The organism is Phyllobacterium zundukense, from assembly GCF_025452195.1.
Classification (GTDB): Bacteria; Pseudomonadota; Alphaproteobacteria; order Rhizobiales; family Rhizobiaceae; genus Phyllobacterium; species Phyllobacterium zundukense_A.
This window is the reverse complement of the sequence record NZ_CP104973.1, coordinates 378,686-397,134: the sequence shown is the minus strand read 5'-3', so window position 1 is coordinate 397,134 and position 18,449 is coordinate 378,686. Positions and strand designations below refer to the sequence as shown.

Here is an 18,449-nt window from a genome sequence, read left to right as displayed (position 1 = left end):
GCATTTTACATGCGCCAGCTACCGCTTTATGTCCTGACTGTTCTGGTGGTTTTGGGGCTGATCTACGCTTTCGTCGCACCCTTTAACGGTGCCGTCGATACGCCAAGTCAAAGCCAAGGTGTCGATGTCACCCTAGAGAATTTCGAACTGCCCGATGAGATGACCGACGCCGCGCCGAAAGATACATCTGAAACTGCACAGCCGCAGGGAAGGGTTACATCGCAAGCGCGTCAGGTCGATCCGGATGCGGTGGCGCCCTCAGGTACTGACAATGCACCACTCGAACGTGTGGAGCCTCGCCCGCCCTTGAGTACGAGGCAGGAACTGCTTCCCGCGCCGCCGACAGCGCCTGCACCGGCGCCACCTCCAACGCCTGTCGACAATACTGCCAAGCCAGTACTTCTCTATCGCCCTATCGCGACCGCAGCTGGCACAATTGAAGCAGCCGGTTACCGAATCGCACTGGATGGAATCGAGATAGTTCAACCAGAGGAAACCTGCAACGTCGACGGCGGTAGCGCATGGCCGTGTGGCATGGCTGCGCGTACCGCATTCCGCAATTGGCTACGCTCTCGCGCTGTCGAATGCAACGTACCGGGACAACCGCCTGACGATGTCATCGCAACACAATGCAGGCTCGGCAATGCGGATATTGCCGAGTGGCTGGTGCAGAATGGCTGGGCCCGCGCGAAGGATGGAACGCAAATGGCGGACAGAATGAAGAAAGCCGAGGAAGCCAGGCTTGGTATCTTCGGTAGGCCGCCCGCAGCATTGCCAGCCTCAACCAACTTGCCCATACCACCGGTGAGTGATACGCGGGAACCTTCTGCCGAGCCGTTACCGGCTCCGTCGCCATTGGCTGTACCAAACGCCCCATTCCCGCCACGCCCGGAATAGCTATGCTTCGTGGCAAACAGCCTCGATGTTATGGCCATCAAGATCGCGCACAAATGCGCCGTAATACTTGGGATGGTAGTGCGGGCGCAGTCCGGGTTGTCCGTTGTCAATACCGCCAGCTGCTATGGCAGCCGCGTGAAAAGCATCGACGATATCGCGGCCTTTGACGCGAAAAGCTATGTGAAGCGGCGGTTTGTTCGGCTCGCCATTGGTTACCCAGAAGTCGGGCTTGCCGCCCTCGCCAAAGCCCGCCACATCCGCGCTTCCCGTTACCGCAGCTGGAACTTCGTGGAGCAATTCGTATCCAAGTGGAGCGAGCGCTTCCCGATAGAATTTCTTGCTTCGCTCGAAGTCACTTACAATGATGCCCGTGTGATCGATCATTCTTCCCTCCGAGAAAGTTTAGCCACATCAGCTCAAGTTGATTGCCCCACGAGTGCGCTCGCAATCAATACGCGCGTCTCGGCGATCCCATAGAGCGCCACGAACGACCCGAAACGTGGCCCGCGTTCCTGGCCAATAAGCACCTCATAGAGCATCTGAAAGAACGATACGGACACGCCAGGACCCCCCTCCGGGCTTTTTTTAGTATAATCCTGATAGCGTTCGATGCCGCGGGCCACGTCCAACATGGCATTTTGAATCATGTTACCGTCGGCATCGTCGGGCAAGGTCGCGAGCATTTTGTCCATTCCCTCGAGTGCCAGACGTTCCACGTCGTCGGGTGCCCGGAATTTCTTTGTCGGCTTTACGAAATCATTGAAATAACGAATAGCATAGCCGACGAGTGCATCAAGTTCTGGACTGTTCTGCGGGGTCACACCGGGTGCGTAGCGAGAAATGAATCCCCAGAGAACGCTACGGTTTTCGGCGTTGGAAGCGCTGACGAGATTCAACAGAAGCGCGAACGGTACTGGCATCTCCACAATCGGCGGACTGCCATTGTGCAGGTGCCAGACGGGATTGTTCAGCCGGTCTTTCCAGGATTGGCGTTCGTAGGCGGACAGATACGTGAAATATTCATCCACTGCCTTGGGAATGACATCGAAATAGAGACGCTTTGCCGTTCTCGGCTTCTGGAACATGTAAAGACCGAGACTTTCCGTGGGCGCATAGGTCAGCCATTCGTCGATACTGATGCCATTGCCCTTCGACTTGGATATCTTCTGGCCAACATCATCGAGAAACAGTTCATAGACGAAATGCTCGGGCGCGCGGCCTCCCAAAATCTCGCAAATGCGGTCGTACACGATTGCATTTGTCTGATGATCCTTGCCGAACATCTCGAAATCCACGCCAAGAGCCGCCCAGCGCATGCCGAAGTCAGGCTTCCATTGCAGTTTGACATTGCCACCCGTCACGGGGACGGTAGTCTCCGTGCCGTTTTCGTCGTCAAAAGTTATCGTGCCATTTTTGGAGTCGACCTTCTTCATCGGCACGTAGAGAACCCTGCCGCTCGTGGGCGAAATGGGTAAAAAGGGACTGTAGGTCGCCTGGCGCTCCTCCCCGAGCGTCGGCAACATCACCTTCATGATGTCGTCGTAGCGCTTGACCGCCCGCAGCAATACTTCATCGAAGCGGCCTGATTTGTAGTATTCCGTCGCACTGGCAAATTCGTAGTCGAAGCCGAACGTGTCAAGAAAGCGGCACAGCATGACATTGTTGTGGTCAGCAAAACTGCTGTAATCGCCACCAAAGGGATTTGGGACGGACGACAATGGCTTATGAAGGTGCGGCACTAGAGAAGACGGCTCCGGCACGTTGTCCGGAATCTTACGCATGCCGTCCATATCATCAGAAAAGCAAAGCAGCTTGGTGTTGACCTGGTCTTTGGTCAGCACACGAAAGGCATGGCGTACCATGGACGTGCGCGCCACTTCGCCGAACGTGCCGATATGCGGCAGACCGGACGGGCCATACCCCGTTTCGAACAATATCGTCTCGGGATAGCCAGTCTTTTCATAGCGTCTAATGATCTTTCGCGCCTCGTCGAAAGGCCATGCTTTGGCCTCTGCTGCAGCCTCGATCAGTTCGGGGCTCAGTTCGATTTGATTATCACGGCGCAAAGTCATTCGTTTTTCCTGTGTTCCTGCCGTTCGGTAAGGCGCGCGGACACTATGGCGCGAGGTGGCTCCCGTCAATTGCATGTGTCCATTCGAAGACGGCCTGCGCTGATTTTCAACGGTTCAACCAGCTCAATAAAAATCGACCGGAAAATAACGCAAGTAAAGTTCTGATGTGGTGCCTTTTTCTTCCATCGCCTTCAACGCAAAATTAAAGGCATCGATAAGTTCGCTATTCTTGCGGGTGGTCGCGATGGTCATTCCATCACCCAGAAACTGCGGCGCGATATAGGGTCCACCGCTGAAGGCGCAGCAATTGACCGACTCAATGCTGCCGATCCAGAAGGATAGATCAGACCCATCGCCGAACACGGCGTCTATTTTCTTTGCTTGCAGATCTTTGAGCATGAGATCGCGCGAGGGATAGCCGACCCAATGGCCCTTTGGAAAATAATCAGCAAAAATCACTTGATGCACAGACCCGGCTACAACGCCAACTGCCTTTTTTGCGAGCGTGTCGGCAAGAGGTTCAGTAAGTGGCGTTTCCTTCAGCGTCACAAATCGCGCAGGCAGCCTCATATAAGGCGTCGTAAAGGCGAGTTTCTGGCGCAAGGCTGCTGTCGGTCTCAGGCCAGCGATAATTGCTTCCGCCTCGCCATTTTCAAGTGTTGGCTGCAATTCATTCCAGGGGCGCGCTTCAATCTGACAGATTGCAGTAAGAGCGAGCTCATCGCAGATCGCCCGCACTAGATCGATATTGAAGCCGGAAATGCGTCCTGTGCTATCGATAAAATTGAAGGGCGGATAATCGACCGTAGTCACGAAGCGAATACGCTCAATTGTGGAAAGATTCGGCTTTGAAACATGTTCCCGTCCGTCCCAATAGTGCGGAAAATTCGATGCTGCGTGGGCTGGCGGCAGCGCTATCAAAACGATGGATAGAATGGTTCTAACGAGTGTGTGGAAATGCATTCGGTCTCAACGTGACAGTGTGATTTGCGGTGAAGGTAACACGATCTCGTCAGCCTTGACAGGTTGGTGCAGTCCGTTCAGACAAACTAACAACTATCACGAAATCTCAATATTATTTTTAATTTTGTCAAACATTGTGTATTATACATAGATATTTTGGTAATTACTACTGCTGGTACACGGATGTTTTCATATTTCAACTTTTGATTGAAAGTTTAAAAATGGTATTGTTGCGCGACTACATTTGCTATCTCCAGATGTCACCAAGTCGTTTAGTTGCCTCCATCCGTCATTAGAGGTACCTCCAATGACGAGGGAAATAGCTGTTTCGCTCGCCTCTCGTCTCTGCGCAGGTGGAATGGCGAAGCCGCCGATCATTGCTGCGTTCAGGCGATCTTTTTACAATTCGACTTCGTTCCTCGACGAACTTTACACATCCGAGGATGCCGATGACGCACTGATCGCAGCGTGTACCGCCAATGAAGCAGGCTTGTTGTTTGATGAAATAGCTAGGGACGTACATGTCGTCGCCCCCACGCTACCGGATTTTGTGGCTCTGAGCCATATAAGGCACGCAGTAGTGGTCACATCCGATCACACGACATTGATCTATATAGCACCAACGCTGCGAGATATTGCCGTGCTCAAAACTCATCTTCCCCAAAGTCAGGATATCGTGGCGCGATTGAGAATAACGACTCCCGCACGCCTTTCGGAATTTCTGCGACTGTATTACGAACGAGCGCTAGCGGACAATGCCGTAAACATTGTCGAAACCACTAGTCGGGGATTCTCGGCAAGGATCGTTGTGACCGGCAGGCAAGGGATCCTTCTCGGGCTTTTGACCGCGTCAATTCTATTCGGACTTGTGCTCGCACCTTCTTGCTTGTGGTTCATCGTTCACATGCTTTTCTCGGTGTTTTTTTCCGGATGCATTCTCTTGCGACTATTGGCGATGAGGGCAATGGTACGAAGAGAAACGCGAGTCCTCCCAACCGTTCCGGCGTACAAGCTTCCTGTCTACAGCATCATGATTGCGCTTTACAAAGAGGCCGATGTAGTTCCGCAATTGGTCCGAGCGATGACAAAGCTCAACTGGCCGCGCTCGAAGCTGGAAGTGACCTTCGTGTGCGAAGCGGACGACTTCGCGACCATTGCAGCGTTCGAGGATCAAAAACTGCCCTATGGTTTCAAGGTCATTCCGGTGCCCGGCATCGGGCCTCGTACAAAGCCGAAAGCCCTTAACTATGGACTTCAATTGTCGCGCGGGGAATTTGTGGTTGTTTATGACGCAGAAGACAGACCGCATCCCAATCAACTTCTCGAGGCATGGCAGCGCTTCAGCGCGGGAGAGAGCAATCTAGGTTGCCTGCAAGCTCCATTGGTTATTGCGAACGCTCACGAAGGCTGGCTTGCCCGTTTGTTCGCATTCGAATATGCCGTGCATTTCTCCGGCCTTTTGCCTTGGCTTGCCCGCAACGGCCTCGTGCTGCCGCTCGGCGGAAGTTCCAACCATTTTCGCCGGAGCTGTCTGGAGGGAGTTGGCGGTTGGGACCCATACAACGTGACCGAAGATGCTGAACTTGGTACGCGGCTCGCTCGTCGGGGATTTCATGTCGAGATGCTATCGCTGCCAACGATTGAAGATGCGCCGACAACTACCGACGTGTGGTTGCCGCAGCGGACACGCTGGCTGAAAGGCTGGATGCAGACTTGGCTCTTCGAGATGCGGCACCCGAAGCAGTTTTTGCGCGACCTCGGTTTTCGCCGGTTTTTAGTCTATCACACGTTGATGGCAGGCTTAATTGTCTCTTCGCTGCTGTATCCGCTTATACTTGTTTTCATTGCGTATTCGGGACTCAATCTTATTCTGGACAACGCTGCTGCCGCCGATCGCGGTATTCTAGTCTATGATTGCATGAACATTACCATGGGTTACCTGTCATTCCACGCGCTCGGAAAACGCAGTTCAGCAGGTAAAGAAATAAAAGGTTCGATACTGCGCGTTGTACCGTTCTATTGGATGTTGGTGTCCGTCGCGGCTTGGCGTGCGGTCAAGCAACTCTACACACAGCCCTTTTTATGGGAGAAGACACCTCATCGCCCTGCCGCGGCTAGAGAAAGCCCGGACCCGAGCCGATAATCAACGCGTCCTCGTTGCCGATCAATTCAAGATCTCGGCCCTTATAGGGTAGGCTCAAAAGGATTCGACGGATTACTGCAACACGCGCGCGGCGCTTATCGTTGGAACGCACGATCGTCCACGGGGCGTAAGGTGTATGGGTCCGCGCAACCATCCGGTCGCGGGCATTCGTGTACTCGTCCCATTTTTCGGCACCCATGATATCAATCGGCGAAAATTTCCAATTTTTTAACGGGCTGTGCCTGCGATCGTGGAAACGCTTCAATTGCATGATTTGGCCGATATCGAGCCAGAATTTGAAAAAGTGGATATCGTCAGCAACGATCATACGCTCAAGACCGGGTGCTTCTTCAAGAAATGTCTCATGTTGTTCGGGGGTGCAAAAGCCTAGTACCGGTTCGACACCTGCGCGATTATACCAGGAGCGGTCGAAGGTGACGAATTCGCCGGTGGTGGGAAAGTGCGAGACATAGCGTTGGAAATACCATTGGCCCCGCTCGGTCTCGCTGGGTTTGGGCAAGGCCACATTGCGCGCGGAACGCGGATTCATGTATTGACGCAAATTGAAGATCGTGCCGCCCTTGCCCGCCGCGTCTCGGCCCTCGAAAATGGCCATCACCCGGCCGCCGGTGTCTTGCAGCCAGTATTGCAGCTTCACCAGTTCGATTTGCAGCTTCTCGAGGGTCTCTGCATATTCGTCTTTTGCTAGCTTTTCCGCGTAGGGAAAATCACCTGATTCCAGCGCACCATCCTCAATCCACGTCGGTAATTTCGCATCGTCAATATTGAAGCTGCGGTTCTCGCCGTCAATCTTCACTTTGAGTGTGGATTCCCCTTTGCCCGGATGTTCCGATTTCTTTTTTGAATCTTTACCCAACGCATTCATCCTCAATTGACATAAAGCCATGTTATTGGGAGAGCGTTGGCTCGTCCAGAGGCGAAAAAGGACTGTAGTGCAGGAGTTTAACACATGCGCATATGGAGGCTGAAAAGCCGGACCTTGTGGCGAAGAGCTGTGGAAAGGTTGATCCAGGCGCGGTTTGTGCTGGGAGTTGCTGCGTTCATTACGGCCTTGGTTCTGAATTCTGGCGCGTCTTGGTGGTTGAGCTTTAGCATCCTGATGCTGGTCCTTCTCGCCGTGGTCATGCTCTCGGCAGCTTTCCCGCGCACAATGGCTCGGCAAACCGATACAAATATTCACGATCCGGCAATATTCAGCCTGTCAGGCCAGCAACTTGCAGCGCAATTGCCGGATCCACTGATCATTTTTGATCATGAGGGGACGATCCTTTACGTCAATCCAGCGGCCAATAATGCTTTTCCACCATTGGCGCGTGGCGGTGCGCTCTTAATGCACTTCCGCGCGCCTGAAATGCAAACACTCGTCCAATCCGTAGTGGCCGATGCGATGGCACGATCTGTCGACTATTTTGAGCGCGTTCCGGTAGAACGCTGGTACCGCGCCACCGTGCTCCTGCTCGATCAAGCGGGTGGAGCAGATCGACAGTATCTGCTGTCATTCCGCGATCAAACCGAGGCGCATCGTCTGGAGCGCATGCGGTCCGACTTCATCGCTAATGCCAGTCATGAGCTACGCACACCGCTCGCCTCGCTCAGCGGTTTTATTGAGACTTTGCGGGGCCCCGCACGAAATGATGAGGCGGCGCGCGATAATTTCCTCCAGATCATGCAGAAACAGGCCGAACGCATGGCGCGGCTAATCGATGACTTGCTGTCGCTATCCCGCATCGAGATGAAGGCACATATTGCGGTCAAGGACCAAGTCGATCTGGCGGTTGTGCTCAACCATGTGGCGGACTCACTTAGTCCGCTCGCCGCCGAACTTGGCGTCGAGTTCGAGCGCAACATCGATGCTGGGCCCATCAACGTTCTCGGCGATCGTGATGAACTGACGCAGGTTTTCCAAAACCTCCTGGAAAATGCCTGCAAATATGGCCAATCCGGCAAAAAGATTATCATCGAGTTGAAACGGGAGGGTGGGGCTATCAAGGCCACGATACAGGATTTTGGTCCGGGCATTCCTGACGAGCATATACCGCGGCTTACAGAACGGTTCTACCGTGTCAGCCTGGAGACGAGCCGGGCTCAAAAGGGAACTGGTCTTGGCCTTGCTATCGTAAAACATATCCTTACACGGCATCGCGCACGGCTGATCGTCCGGTCCAAAGTCGGCGAAGGCTCGTCATTCACCGTCGCGTTTTGACCTTCGGACGACCATTGGCTCGTTACAAAAAAGAGGCGCCACTGGGCGCCTCAAAGGGTTGTCTGCACCGGAAGCTACCGGATGCGGCGACGATCCGAAGCTGGCTGATATGCCAAACGCGAATGATAGGTGCAGTAGGGCCCGGAGTCGCCGACGTCATTGCCGCAGAAATTGAAATCCGGCTGCAAAGGATCACCAACCGGCCATTTGCAAGTCCGTTCACTCAACTGCACGAGTTCGAGCCGCCGGGAAATCGGCACCACAACATCCGTCACAGTCTTCGTGACAGTGTGCGTCACGAGATCAGTGCTGTATTCTGTCTGCAATGCGGTTGCGCCGACACTCCGGTTTACGACCCTGCTCGACATATGTCCGAGGGAGCCGGCGCTTCGATGACCGCTGGACGCACTGGTGTTGACCTTCTTGCTGCGTGTCTGGGTTGATGTGGTCTTGCCACGTCCCGACAGCTTCAACCGATGTACCTTGCCGATGACAGCATTGCGGCTGACACCACCCAGTTGTGCTGCGATCTGGCTTGCACTCAGACCTTCGGCCCAAAGTTTCTTTAGCTGCTCTACGCGCTCATCTGTCCAGTTCATCGTTTCCTAGCTCCATATGGGGCTCAGTTTTGTGCGGACGTTAGACTGAATCCTTCCTCGTATCTGGATTGCTCCAGATTGGCCTGATACTATATCTATTCAGATGACGAGGACGCCGCACGAAATCTAGCTATTTCGTTTCCCAACGTACAATATGGGATGACTCTGTGACAAGAGTCGGGCGAGCATACGGGTAAGGGTTTTTGGGGTTTTCCCCAACTTGCGCGGTTAACTGTTGCAAAAACACCCCGCTAAGCAGCTTGGGCTTGCTCGCTAAGGTCGCAGGGACGAAATCGTAAATGCATAAATGGCTCGGGTCACCGTGAGGACTCGTAAAGTGTTCATTTGACAACCGAGGTTCGAATGACGATATTACCATTGTATGGCCGCCCCCTAAAATGGCATTGTGGGGCGGCTTTTTGATTTAATCGCTGCCGGTTTCTTCTTTGCAATCAGCAGGTTGGCAACTGGGTTTTGGAGGCCCTTGACGATATGACGGACGCAAACGCGCAACCGCTTTACGACACTTTTGCTCGTGCGGATCTGCGCTTTGAGCGAGGCGAGGGCATGTGGCTAATTACCGAAGCCGGCGATCGATATCTCGACTTCGCTGCCGGCATCGCTGTCAATTCGCTTGGCCACGCGCATCCACACCTCGTCGAGGCTTTGAAAAGCCAGGCTGAGAAGCTATGGCATGTCTCCAACATCTATGAAATTCCAGGCCAGAAACGCTTGGGCCAGCGACTTGTCGATGGTACCTTCGCCGACAAGGTGTTCTTCACCAATTCCGGCGCAGAGGCGCTCGAATGCGCAATCAAGACGGCGCGGCGCTATCACTACGTCAACGGTAACCCTGAGCGGTTCCGCATTATCACGTTTGAAGGTGCCTTCCATGGCCGTACGCTGGCGACGATTGCCGCTGGTGGTCAGCCGAAATACCTTGAGGGTTTTGGACCAAAGGTCGAAGGCTTTGATCAGGTGGCTTTTGGCGACGAAAAGGCGTTGAAGGCAGCGATTGGACCCGAAACCGCAGCCATATTGATTGAACCGATCCAGGGCGAGGGCGGTGTGCGTCCGGTTCCCGACGAGGAACTGCGCGCGCTGCGCAAACTCTGCGACGAGCGCGGCTTGCTATTGATCCTTGACGAGGTTCAGACAGGCATGGGCCGCACGGGCAAGCTCTTCGCACACGAATGGTCTGGTATAACGCCGGACATCCTAGCCGTCGCCAAAGGTATTGGTGGTGGCTTTCCACTCGGTGCATGTCTTGCGACCGCCGAGGCCGCCAAGGGGATGACAGCCGGCGTGCATGGAACGACCTACGGCGGTAATCCGCTAGCCATGGCTGTAGGCAACGCAGTTCTCGATGTCGTTCTGGAAGAGGGTTTCCTTGAACATGTGCAGCAGATTGCGCTGTTCATGAAGCAGGGGCTGGCCTCAATTTCCGATCGCTATCCGGAAGCGATTTCCGAGGTGCGCGGCCGCGGATTGCTGATTGGGCTGAAGTGTGCTGTACCAAACACCACGATGGTTCAAGCCTTGCGCGACGAACATTTGCTCACCGTCGGTGCGGGCGACAACGTCATCCGCCTTCTGCCGCCACTGGTTGCAACCGAAGCGGATGCTCGCGAGGCCCTCGCCCGGATCGAAGCTGCAGCCGAGCGTCTGTCAGTCACAGCCAAACTAAAAAGCGCGTAGAGACGAGTCTCATGATGATCAAACAGGACCTCCGTCATTTTACGGATATATCGGCGCTTTCGTCTGGTGATTTGCGGCACATTCTCAACGACGCGCGGGCCCGCAAAACGCGTCTCAAGGCCGGCAATGTCGACAAGCCTTTTGCCGGCAAGGTGCTGGCGATGATATTCGACAAGCCTTCGACCCGCACGCGCGTGTCCTTCGATGTGGGCATGCGTCAGCTCGGCGGCGAGACGATCATGCTAACGGGATCGGAAATGCAGCTTGGCCGCAGCGAAACCATTGCCGACACGGCAAAGGTGTTGTCGCGCTATGTCGACATCATCATGATGCGAACAACAACGCACGAACGGCTGACCGAGATGGCCGAAAACGCCACGGTACCGGTGATCAATGCGCTGACCGATGACACGCATCCGTGCCAGATCATGGCCGATATCATGACATTCGAAGAACATCGTGGTGCGGTGAAGGGCAGGACTTTCGCCTGGACAGGCGACGGCAACAATGTGCTGCACTCGCTCGTCGAGGCAGCGGCGCGTTTTGATTTCAATCTCAACATCGCGACGCCGGAAGGCAGCGAACCGGACAGCAAATATCTCGATTGGGCCAAGCGCGCTGGCGGCAGGATCAGACTGACGACTGATCCAATTTCGGCCGTCGAAGGTGTTGATTGTATCGTTACCGATACCTGGGTATCGATGGGACAGGAAGGCCGTGCGCGCGGTCACAACGTGTTCATGCCATACCAAGTCAACGACGCATTGCTCAAACATGCCGGCCCTGATGCCTTGTTCATGCATTGCCTTCCCGCACACCGCGGCGAGGAGGTTACCAACTCCGTCATCGACGGACCGCACTCCGTCGTCTTCGACGAAGCGGAAAACCGTCTGCATGCACAAAAGGCAATTCTTGCCTGGTGCCTCGAAGGAGGTCGCCCTGATGCCTGATACTTCCATTCGCACTGACGAATATGTATTCGCTGGCGATGATGCCGTGGTTCCGTTTCAGGTCCAGGAACTGGATGCGCGCGGGCGTGCCGTTCAGCTCGGACCCACACTAGACGACATATTGAGCCGCCATGACTATCCGGAGCCGGTAGCGAAGCTTCTGGCGGAGGCGATCGTCCTTACCGTACTGCTGGGCACATCGCTGAAATTCGATGGCAAATTCATCTTCCAGTCACAGTCGGATGGCCCAGTCGACATGCTGGTCGTTGACTTTCGCACGCCGAATTCTGTTCGCGCTTACGCGCGCTACGACGAGGAGCGCTTGGCCGAAGCCATCGCTGAGAACAGACTCTCGCCCGTAGAGTTGATGGGCGGCGGCACGCTCGCACTCACCGTCGATCAGGGCGAATACACCCAGAGGTATCAGGGCATCGTTGCGCTCGATGGTTCCAATCTCGAAGAGATCGCCAAGACCTACTTCCGTCAGTCTGAGCAGATTCCCACGGACCTTCGTCTTTCGGTCGCTAAACTGATCGAACGTGGCGAAGACGGCAAGCCGGTCGAGCAATGGCGCGCCGGTGGGCTCATTGTGCAGTTCCTGCCTGAATCGGAACTGCGCATGCGTCAGCGCGATCTACCAGCGGGTGACGCGCCGGAATCCGACGACGATGATGAAATCGACCTTGTCGAAGACGATGACTGGGCTGAAATCAAGGCACTCGTTGCGACGATCGAAAGCTCGGAACTGACCGATCCGCAAGTTGGAGCCGAACGACTGCTCTACCGTCTGTTCCACGAGCGGGGCGTCCGGGTTTTCGACGCGGTGCCCGTGAACGATGACTGCTCGTGCTCACGCGAGAAAATTGCCGGCGTGCTGTCTGGATTCACTGCTGAAGAGATTACCGACAGCATCGAAGACGGCAAGATTAACGTCACCTGCGAATTTTGCTCGACAGAATATGAGTTCGATCCGGCAGAGTTTTTGCCGAAGAACTGACAGGTGGAAATCTTATCATGAAAGTGAGAGACAACAATGGCATTGAGCTTTTCGATGGCGATGCCGTTACCTTGATCAAGGATCTCAAGGTCAAGGGCACATCGGAAACGATAAAACGCGGCACGCTCGTCAAGAATATTCGGTTGAACGGTCGCGAGGGTGAGATTGAGTGCAACACAAAGCAGGTCAAGGGTCTTGTTCTTAAGACCGAATTTCTGAAAAAGGCCTGATCAGGCGCGCATGGGCGCCGTCATTTCATGGACCGTTGTCACGACGACCAGAAGTGCGATGAATGCGCTGATAATCAGCCACAGCGGCCATTCTCTCGTTGATTTCTTCGCCAGCAGGCCGACGATGAGGCCGGGAACCATCACCAGCGCGACCAGCTGGCTGACAGCTTCCGTTCTAGTTGTGAAACTTGGCAGAGTATAGCCCAAGAACTGTGCGACTATGGCCAAAGCAAATGCGACGGCGGAACAGGCCAAGGCCTTGATGTAGGGCGATTGAGTACGATTTGTATCTTGCATCAGTTCAATGTGCGTAACTGGTCGGGCAGGTCAAGTGAGAATGCTGGAATCTCGATATCAAAGCGTACTCCACTGTCGGTCTGCATTGTATAGCGGCCGACCATGACCCCAGATGTTGTGGTTAGCGGACAACCAGAGGAGTACTGGAAGGAGTCGCCGGGATTGAGAATAGGTTGTTCACCGATGACGCCCGGCCCGCGTACTTCCTCCATGTGGCCATTACCATCGGTGATTTTCCAGTAGCGAGCACGCAGCTGTACAGTAATATCCGAGTCGTTGGCGATGGTAATGCGGTATCCCCAAACATAGCGGTTCTCTTCCGGGTTGGATTGCTCCTCCAGATAGAACGGTTCGACGGTTACTTCTATATCGCGGGTAATGGCTTTATACATACCTTCTCTCAGTTTATTGTCCTCATATCGCGGGTCGGCGCCATCGCGTCAACCATCCAGAGAAAGTTGGGTTTAAATCCTTCGTGATCAGCGCATTTCTCGCTAATATAGAGATGAAGCCGTTCGGTGGAGCTAAGCACTTCTATTGATGAGTCTCGAAGAATTCGTAGAATTGGCCCTTTCATTTCCTGAAACTACTCAGGCAAGTCATTTCAACACGACCGATTTTAGGGTGAATGGAAAAATCTTCGCCACGTTGCGCCCAGAGAAACTGCGCGGTGTATTGTTGCTCACCCGCGAAGATCAATCCCTCTTACGTGAGACGTCGAAAGATATGTTTGAGCCTGTGCCGGGAAGATGGGGCGAGAAAGGTTCGACTTATGTCGTTCTGGACAGGGCCGATCCCGAAGCAGTACGCCACGCTATGGCGATCGCCTGGAAGAGAGCCGCGCCGAAATCAGTCTCCGCGCGGCACGTCCTCTAATCTTCTACAGCGCCTCTTTCAGCGCGATATCGAGATCCTCGATCAGATCGTCCGCATCTTCAAGCCCGACTGACAGCCGCAACAGACCATCGGAAATACCGAGCTCAGCGCGAGCCTCATCAGTGAGATTCTTGTGAGTAGTGGTGGTCGGATGGGTGATCAGGCTCTTTGAATCGCCGAGATTGTTGGAAATCTGGATGATTTCCAAGGCATTCTCGACATTGAAAGTCGCCTTCTTGGCTCCCTTGACTTCGAAGGCGATCAGGGTGGAACCGCCCGACATCTGCTTGGCGATGATATCAGCCTGCGGATGATCGGCACGTCCCGGATAAATTACTTTGGAGATCGCCGGATGATCGGCAAGAAAATCGGCGATTTTTGCTGCGCTCTCCGTCTGCTGGCGCACACGCACGGTCAATGTTTCGAGACCCTTCAGCATGACCCACGAGTTGAACGGGCTGAGACCAGGACCGGTATGGCGGAAATATTCGTGCAGATTTTCGTCTACCCACTGCTTGTCGGAAAGGATCACGCCGCCAAGACAACGACCTTGTCCATCTATATGTTTAGTTGTGGAATAGACAACGATATGGGCACCGAGTTCCAGCGGCTTCTGGAAGAGCGGCGTCGCGAAGACGTTGTCGACGATGAGCTTGGCACCGACGGAATTGGCCACCTGTGCCACAGCCGCGATATCGATGACTTCCAGCGTCGGATTGGTCGGGCTTTCAAGGAATAGCACCTTGGTGTTTGGGCGGATGGCGTTTTGCCAGTTCTCGATTTTCGAGCCATCTATCAACGTAAAGTCAACACCATAGCGCGGCAGAAGCGTTTCTATGATGTAGCGACAGGAACCAAACATCGCCCTTGCAGCCAGAACGTGATCGCCAGCCTTGACCTGGCAGATAATGGCTGCCGCTACAGCAGCCATGCCTGACGCCGTAGCGCGCGCATCTTCGGCACCTTCCAGTGCGCACATGCGCTTTTCGAACATGTCCGTTGTCGGATTAGCATAGCGGGAATAGATGAAGCCCGGCTCCTCACCTTTGAAGCGGGCTTCAGCGGCTTCGGCGCTGGGATAGACAAATCCTTGCGTCAGGAACAATGCCTCGGACGTTTCACCAAAGCCCGAACGCAGCGTTCCGGCATGGACGAGTTGGGTTGCGGGGCGTAGCTTGCGGGTGATGTTCGCGGTCATCGTCTTCTCAATCTGCCAGAATCTGGCCAATAAAAAACCGGCCTTGCGTGAATCGCAAAAAGGCCGGACGAAACCGGGCCTCTTTTAGCAAATTATTTAACGTGGCTGCAAGCCGGCCGGCCAAATCACCACGGGATAAAACTGCTTTAATCCTCTCTAACGCTTGCGTCAACCGGGGGAGACGCTAAAGCTTTTGTACGTTTTTGCGAGGTTTGGCGATCGACATGGGTAGACATCAAGCGGGCATTCTGGCGGATAGCGGCATCAGGGCTCTGCATCAGGCCGGCGCGCTCAGGACAGAGCGGGATTTCGACGGTGACCAGATCCAGCCAGCCAGCCTTGACCTGCGGCTTGGTACGAAAGCTTATCGCGTTCGTGCCAGTTTCATGCCGGGGCCTGGAACCGCCGTTATCGATAAGCTCGAGCGTCTCAAGCTGCATGAAATCGATCTGACCGAAGGCGCGGTGCTTGAAACAGGCTGTGTCTACATCGTTCCCTTGCTGGAAAGCCTGAATCTCCCGCCTGAGGTCTCTGCTTCGGCCAACCCGAAAAGCTCCACCGGTCGGCTGGACATTTTCACGCGCGTCATCGTCGACGGTGCGCAGGAGTTTGACAAAGTGCCTGCAGGCTATAACGGCCCGCTTTATCTTGAGGTCAGTCCGCGCACCTTTCCGATCGTGGCGCGTACCGGATCGCGCCTGTCGCAAATCCGCTTTCGCACCGGGCGCGCGCAGTTGGAAGAGGTGGAACTTAGGGCATTGCATGCGGCGGAAATCTTGGTCGCGTCCGAAACGCCCAACATTTCCGGCGGGGGTATTGCACTGTCGATCGATCTGACTGGCGATGCAAACGGTCTTGTCGGCTATCGCGGCAAACATCATACCGGTGTCGTTGATGTGGATAAACGGGGTGTGCATGACCTTTTTGATTTCTGGGAACCGATCCATGACCGTGGGGCGCGCGAACTGGTGCTCGATCCCGACGAGTTCTATATTCTGGTTTCGCGCGAGGCCGTACATGTGCCTCCGCTCTATGCCGCAGAAATGACACCGTTCGATCCGCTGGTTGGAGAATTCCGCGTCCACTATGCCGGTTTCTTCGACCCAGGTTTTGGCCATACTGCCGCTGGTGGAACCGGCAGTCGCGCGGTACTTGAGGTACGCAGCCATGAGGTACCGTTCATTCTCGAACATGGTCAGATCGTCGGACGCCTGATTTATGAGCATATGCTGGAGCGCCCGCGCGCGCTTTACGGAACCGATCTCGGTTCCAACTACCAGGCACAGGGCCTGAAATTGTCAAAGCACTTTAAATGATGCGGGACGAACGCTTGACAAGAACGGGCTTCAACGAACATTGATAAGCAGATGCGGGTGTAGTTCAATGGTAGAACGGCAGCTTCCCAAGCTGCATACGAGGGTTCGATTCCCTTCACCCGCTCCATTCTTTAATGAATTTACTGATTTCTTGTGGAGCCGCCGTCGCCGATCCTTCGCGGTTGCGTTGCTGGATAGGGGCTTAGCCAATATTTTCCCGAACTCGATCTTCCTTCATTCATGCGATGCCGGCGGAGTGCAAGGGCGGTGCGTTTTGTCCGAGGCGGCACGAAGCTTGTTCGCGGGCGTGCTGGACAGGTTGCTCATATGTCGATCCACCAGCAAGAGCCGACCATTGAGTTCGGCGCCGCATACGAATACGTAGATGCATAATCAGCGTGACAGCGTCGAATATTCGAGTACTACAAATCTGGTCTGGAAACCGGCTGGACGCGGTCACTAGCAGTGCTAGAGCGCGCGCCGTGGCAAGAACGAAACGTTCCCATTGCCGCTGCCCGACGCGCCTACTGTGTCTGCGCCATCAACATGGTCGATGCCAGTAGCAACAACTGAAACCCGGAACGTTCCTTCGAGAGCATTGTCGAACGTGGCTCCCAGAATGATGTTGGCTTCGTCGTCCACTTCCTCGCGGATCCGCGTGGCCGCCTCGTCAACTTCGAACAAGGTCATATCCCTGCCGCCAGAAATGGAAACCAGGACCCCCTTGGCTCCTTTCATCGAAGCGACATCGAGTAGTGGATTTGCAATGGCCGCTTCAGCCGCTGCTATCGCTCTGCCATTACCTGAACTCTGCCCGGTACCCATCATGGCGCGGCCCATGTCGCGCATCACCGCCCGAACATCGGCAAAGTCCAGATTGATTAGTCCTTCGCGGATCATAAGATCTGTTATGCAGGCAACACCGGAATAAAGGACGCGGTCCGCAGTCGCGAAAGCGTCAGCGAACGTGGTCGACGCATCAGCAACACGGAAAAGATTCTGGTTTGGTATTACGATAAGCGTATCAGCACTGTCCCGCAGCAGGTTGAGCCCGTCTTCTGCGAACTTCATGCGGCGCGTCCCTTCGAAGTTGAATGGCTTCGTCACGACAGCCACCGTCAATATGCCGGCGTCGCGTGCTGCCCGTGCGATCACGGGAGCAGCTCCTGTCCCGGTTCCACCCCCCATACCGGCGGTTACGAAACACATATGGGTACCGTTGAGGTGGTCCATGATCTCGTCGATGCTTTCCTCAGCCGCGGCTCTTCCGATTTCTGCTTGCGACCCGGCTCCAAGGCCCTGCGTTACATTCACACCGAGCTGTATCAAGCGGCCAGCCTTCGACATAGTCAGTGCCTGGGCATCGGTGTTCGCGACCACGAATTCCGTTCCCTGAAGTCCCTCGCGGATCATGTTATTGACGGCATTGCCGCCGCCACCGCCGACACCAATTACAGTAATATTCGGCTTCATCTCGGTGATTTCCGGATGCTTGGGGTTGCTCGACATCACTTTGTCCTTCCTTGCCTGCAGCGAACTGGCATAGTTGGCACGGGATGGGTTTGCCGGATGGAATACCGAAAACGAGATCAAATCAGCTCATCCCGAGCAAGAGATATGAATCAGACAAGCGTCGTCGACGCAACCTTTGCCTCACTCTGACGCCGACGATTGCCTCGGAACTTTGCAGGGCAAAAGACATCATACAACTGATGTTTTTTTGTATGTTGACATGATCTCTGAATAGCCCTACCCATTTGTCCCAGCCGAAGGAGGAGCGGCTGACAAATGATCCTTGTTGCCCCGGATTTGCTGCTGTCCGTCGACCCCGCGTCAAGTGCCGCGGGGCACGAGTCGTGAAGGATATTCCGACCATCAGCCCGCACAGGCATACCGATCCGCGTCTCGACAATCCTCTTCATGCTCGACAGTCCCGAAGCACGTGGCGTTTCTGGGTGTTTCATCGCCGAACGCCAATTGCGGGAGGGC

The 18,449-nt window shown here is 54.8% G+C and carries 17 protein-coding genes, 1 tRNA gene, 1 pseudogene and 1 riboswitch; of the genes and pseudogenes, 10 read left to right on the top strand and 9 right to left on the bottom strand.

The genetic code is table 11. The features are described 5' to 3' along the window. Positions 1–9 precede the first annotated feature (9 nt). Positions 10–897 carry a thermonuclease family protein gene (locus N8E88_RS14325; RefSeq protein ID WP_262294252.1) on the top strand — a complete coding sequence of 296 codons (888 nt, stop codon included), beginning with the start codon at positions 10–12 and terminating at the stop codon, positions 895–897. Here N8E88_RS14325 and N8E88_RS14320 read toward each other — a convergent pair whose 3' ends face one another. From N8E88_RS14320 to N8E88_RS14310, 3 genes are all read right to left on the bottom strand, one after another. Next, positions 898–1,281, bottom strand: a complete 384-nt coding sequence (locus N8E88_RS14320) for a VOC family protein (protein ID WP_262294251.1) — start codon at positions 1,279–1,281, stop codon at positions 898–900. Between the two features lie 32 nt (positions 1,282–1,313). Further along, entirely contained in the window at positions 1,314–2,969 is a 1,656-nt protein-coding gene (locus tag N8E88_RS14315) for a lysine--tRNA ligase (RefSeq protein WP_262294250.1), read from the bottom strand. Positions 2,970–3,092: 123 nt separating this feature from the next. Beyond that, positions 3,093–3,932, bottom strand: coding sequence for a transporter substrate-binding domain-containing protein (locus tag N8E88_RS14310; protein ID WP_262294249.1), 840 nt, complete (start codon positions 3,930–3,932; stop codon positions 3,093–3,095). A 307-nt stretch (positions 3,933–4,239) separates the two neighbouring features. On the opposite strand from N8E88_RS14310, the gene N8E88_RS14305 reads away from it, so the two are divergent. Then, on the top strand, positions 4,240–6,075 hold the full coding sequence (locus N8E88_RS14305) for a glycosyltransferase (RefSeq protein WP_262294248.1): 1,836 nt from the start codon (positions 4,240–4,242) through the stop codon (positions 6,073–6,075). Here N8E88_RS14305 and ppk2 read toward each other — a convergent pair. After that, complete coding sequence (gene ppk2, locus N8E88_RS14300; protein ID WP_262294247.1) at positions 6,047–6,961, bottom strand: polyphosphate kinase 2; 915 nt, start codon at positions 6,959–6,961, stop codon at positions 6,047–6,049. The two genes, N8E88_RS14305 and ppk2, sit on opposite strands and share 29 nt — an antisense overlap. Positions 6,962–7,045: 84 nt before the next feature. Here ppk2 and N8E88_RS14295 point away from each other — a divergent pair, with 84 nt between their 5' ends. Further along, entirely contained in the window at positions 7,046–8,299 is a 1,254-nt protein-coding gene (locus N8E88_RS14295) for an ATP-binding protein (RefSeq protein ID WP_262294246.1), read from the top strand. 74 nt (positions 8,300–8,373) lie between these two features. Here the strand turns inward: N8E88_RS14295 and N8E88_RS14290 are convergent, their stop codons facing one another. Then, entirely contained in the window at positions 8,374–8,898 is a 525-nt protein-coding gene (locus tag N8E88_RS14290) for a GcrA family cell cycle regulator (RefSeq protein ID WP_262294245.1), read from the bottom strand. Positions 8,899–9,390: 492 nt separating this feature from the next. On the opposite strand from N8E88_RS14290, the gene N8E88_RS14285 reads away from it, so the two are divergent. The 4 genes from N8E88_RS14285 to N8E88_RS14270 are packed head-to-tail and all read left to right on the top strand — an operon-like array spanning position 9,391 to position 12,773. After that, entirely contained in the window at positions 9,391–10,596 is a 1,206-nt protein-coding gene (locus tag N8E88_RS14285) for an aspartate aminotransferase family protein (protein WP_262294244.1), read from the top strand. An 11-nt stretch (positions 10,597–10,607) separates the two neighbouring features. Beyond that, on the top strand, positions 10,608–11,546 hold the full coding sequence (argF, locus tag N8E88_RS14280) for an ornithine carbamoyltransferase (RefSeq protein ID WP_262294243.1): 939 nt from the start codon (positions 10,608–10,610) through the stop codon (positions 11,544–11,546). Continuing rightward, complete coding sequence (locus N8E88_RS14275) at positions 11,539–12,543, top strand: Hsp33 family molecular chaperone (RefSeq protein WP_262294242.1); 1,005 nt, start codon at positions 11,539–11,541, stop codon at positions 12,541–12,543. The genes argF and N8E88_RS14275 overlap by 8 nt, the downstream gene beginning before the upstream one ends. A 17-nt stretch (positions 12,544–12,560) precedes the next feature. Further along, a complete protein-coding gene (locus N8E88_RS14270) occupies positions 12,561–12,773 on the top strand; it encodes an alkylphosphonate utilization protein (RefSeq protein WP_262294241.1) in 213 nt (70 codons plus the stop codon). Here the strand turns inward: N8E88_RS14270 and N8E88_RS14265 are convergent, their stop codons facing one another. Together N8E88_RS14265 and apaG are read right to left on the bottom strand one after the other, a co-directional pair. Next, positions 12,774–13,070: a hypothetical protein gene (locus N8E88_RS14265; RefSeq protein WP_262294240.1), complete on the bottom strand. Its 297-nt coding sequence runs from the start codon at positions 13,068–13,070 to the stop codon at positions 12,774–12,776. It abuts the gene before it with no gap. Further along, a complete protein-coding gene (gene apaG / locus N8E88_RS14260; RefSeq protein WP_262294239.1) occupies positions 13,070–13,462 on the bottom strand; it encodes a Co2+/Mg2+ efflux facilitator ApaG/CorD in 393 nt (130 codons plus the stop codon). The genes N8E88_RS14265 and apaG overlap by 1 nt, the downstream gene beginning before the upstream one ends. A gap of 148 nt (positions 13,463–13,610) precedes the next feature. Here apaG and N8E88_RS14255 point away from each other — a divergent pair, with 148 nt between their 5' ends. Further along, positions 13,611–13,946: an MmcQ/YjbR family DNA-binding protein gene (locus N8E88_RS14255; protein WP_262294238.1), complete on the top strand. Its 336-nt coding sequence runs from the start codon at positions 13,611–13,613 to the stop codon at positions 13,944–13,946. A gap of 4 nt (positions 13,947–13,950) precedes the next feature. Here the strand turns inward: N8E88_RS14255 and N8E88_RS14250 are convergent, their stop codons facing one another. Beyond that, on the bottom strand, positions 13,951–15,144 hold the full coding sequence (locus N8E88_RS14250) for an O-succinylhomoserine sulfhydrylase (protein ID WP_262294237.1): 1,194 nt from the start codon (positions 15,142–15,144) through the stop codon (positions 13,951–13,953). A gap of 62 nt (positions 15,145–15,206) precedes the next feature. Continuing rightward, positions 15,207–15,286, bottom strand: a riboswitch (SAM riboswitch). Between the two features lie 82 nt (positions 15,287–15,368). Between N8E88_RS14250 and N8E88_RS14245 the strand changes: the two genes are divergently transcribed. Next, positions 15,369–16,460, top strand: a complete 1,092-nt coding sequence (locus tag N8E88_RS14245; RefSeq protein ID WP_262294236.1) for a 2'-deoxycytidine 5'-triphosphate deaminase — start codon at positions 15,369–15,371, stop codon at positions 16,458–16,460. A 53-nt stretch (positions 16,461–16,513) separates the two neighbouring features. Then, positions 16,514–16,587 (top strand) — tRNA-Gly (locus tag N8E88_RS14240). Positions 16,588–16,997: 410 nt separating this feature from the next. On the opposite strand, the pseudogene ftsZ reads toward N8E88_RS14240, so the two are convergent. Then, a pseudogene (gene ftsZ / locus N8E88_RS14235) lies at positions 16,998–17,969 on the bottom strand (cell division protein FtsZ); the annotation flags it as partial. Positions 17,970–18,449 lie beyond the last annotated feature (480 nt).

Excerpts from the sequence above, each read along its gene's own strand:
- N8E88_RS14325 (WP_262294252.1), top strand. The coding sequence starts at position 10 with ATGCGCCAGCTACCGCTTTATGTCCTGACTGTTCTGGTGGTTTTGGGG.
- N8E88_RS14320 (WP_262294251.1), bottom strand. The coding sequence starts at position 1,281 with ATGATCGATCACACGGGCATCATTGTAAGTGACTTCGAGCGAAGCAAG.
- N8E88_RS14315 (WP_262294250.1), bottom strand. The coding sequence starts at position 2,969 with ATGACTTTGCGCCGTGATAATCAAATCGAACTGAGCCCCGAACTGATC.
- N8E88_RS14310 (WP_262294249.1), bottom strand. The coding sequence starts at position 3,932 with ATGCATTTCCACACACTCGTTAGAACCATTCTATCCATCGTTTTGATA.
- N8E88_RS14305 (WP_262294248.1), top strand. The coding sequence starts at position 4,240 with ATGACGAGGGAAATAGCTGTTTCGCTCGCCTCTCGTCTCTGCGCAGGT.
- ppk2 (WP_262294247.1), bottom strand. The coding sequence starts at position 6,961 with ATGAATGCGTTGGGTAAAGATTCAAAAAAGAAATCGGAACATCCGGGC.
- N8E88_RS14295 (WP_262294246.1), top strand. The coding sequence starts at position 7,046 with ATGCGCATATGGAGGCTGAAAAGCCGGACCTTGTGGCGAAGAGCTGTG.
- N8E88_RS14290 (WP_262294245.1), bottom strand. The coding sequence starts at position 8,898 with ATGAACTGGACAGATGAGCGCGTAGAGCAGCTAAAGAAACTTTGGGCC.
- N8E88_RS14285 (WP_262294244.1), top strand. The coding sequence starts at position 9,391 with ATGACGGACGCAAACGCGCAACCGCTTTACGACACTTTTGCTCGTGCG.
- argF (WP_262294243.1), top strand. The coding sequence starts at position 10,608 with ATGATGATCAAACAGGACCTCCGTCATTTTACGGATATATCGGCGCTT.
- N8E88_RS14275 (WP_262294242.1), top strand. The coding sequence starts at position 11,539 with ATGCCTGATACTTCCATTCGCACTGACGAATATGTATTCGCTGGCGAT.
- N8E88_RS14270 (WP_262294241.1), top strand. The coding sequence starts at position 12,561 with ATGAAAGTGAGAGACAACAATGGCATTGAGCTTTTCGATGGCGATGCC.
- N8E88_RS14265 (WP_262294240.1), bottom strand. The coding sequence starts at position 13,070 with ATGCAAGATACAAATCGTACTCAATCGCCCTACATCAAGGCCTTGGCC.
- apaG (WP_262294239.1), bottom strand. The coding sequence starts at position 13,462 with ATGTATAAAGCCATTACCCGCGATATAGAAGTAACCGTCGAACCGTTC.
- N8E88_RS14255 (WP_262294238.1), top strand. The coding sequence starts at position 13,611 with ATGAGTCTCGAAGAATTCGTAGAATTGGCCCTTTCATTTCCTGAAACT.
- N8E88_RS14250 (WP_262294237.1), bottom strand. The coding sequence starts at position 15,144 with ATGACCGCGAACATCACCCGCAAGCTACGCCCCGCAACCCAACTCGTC.
- N8E88_RS14245 (WP_262294236.1), top strand. The coding sequence starts at position 15,369 with ATGGGTAGACATCAAGCGGGCATTCTGGCGGATAGCGGCATCAGGGCT.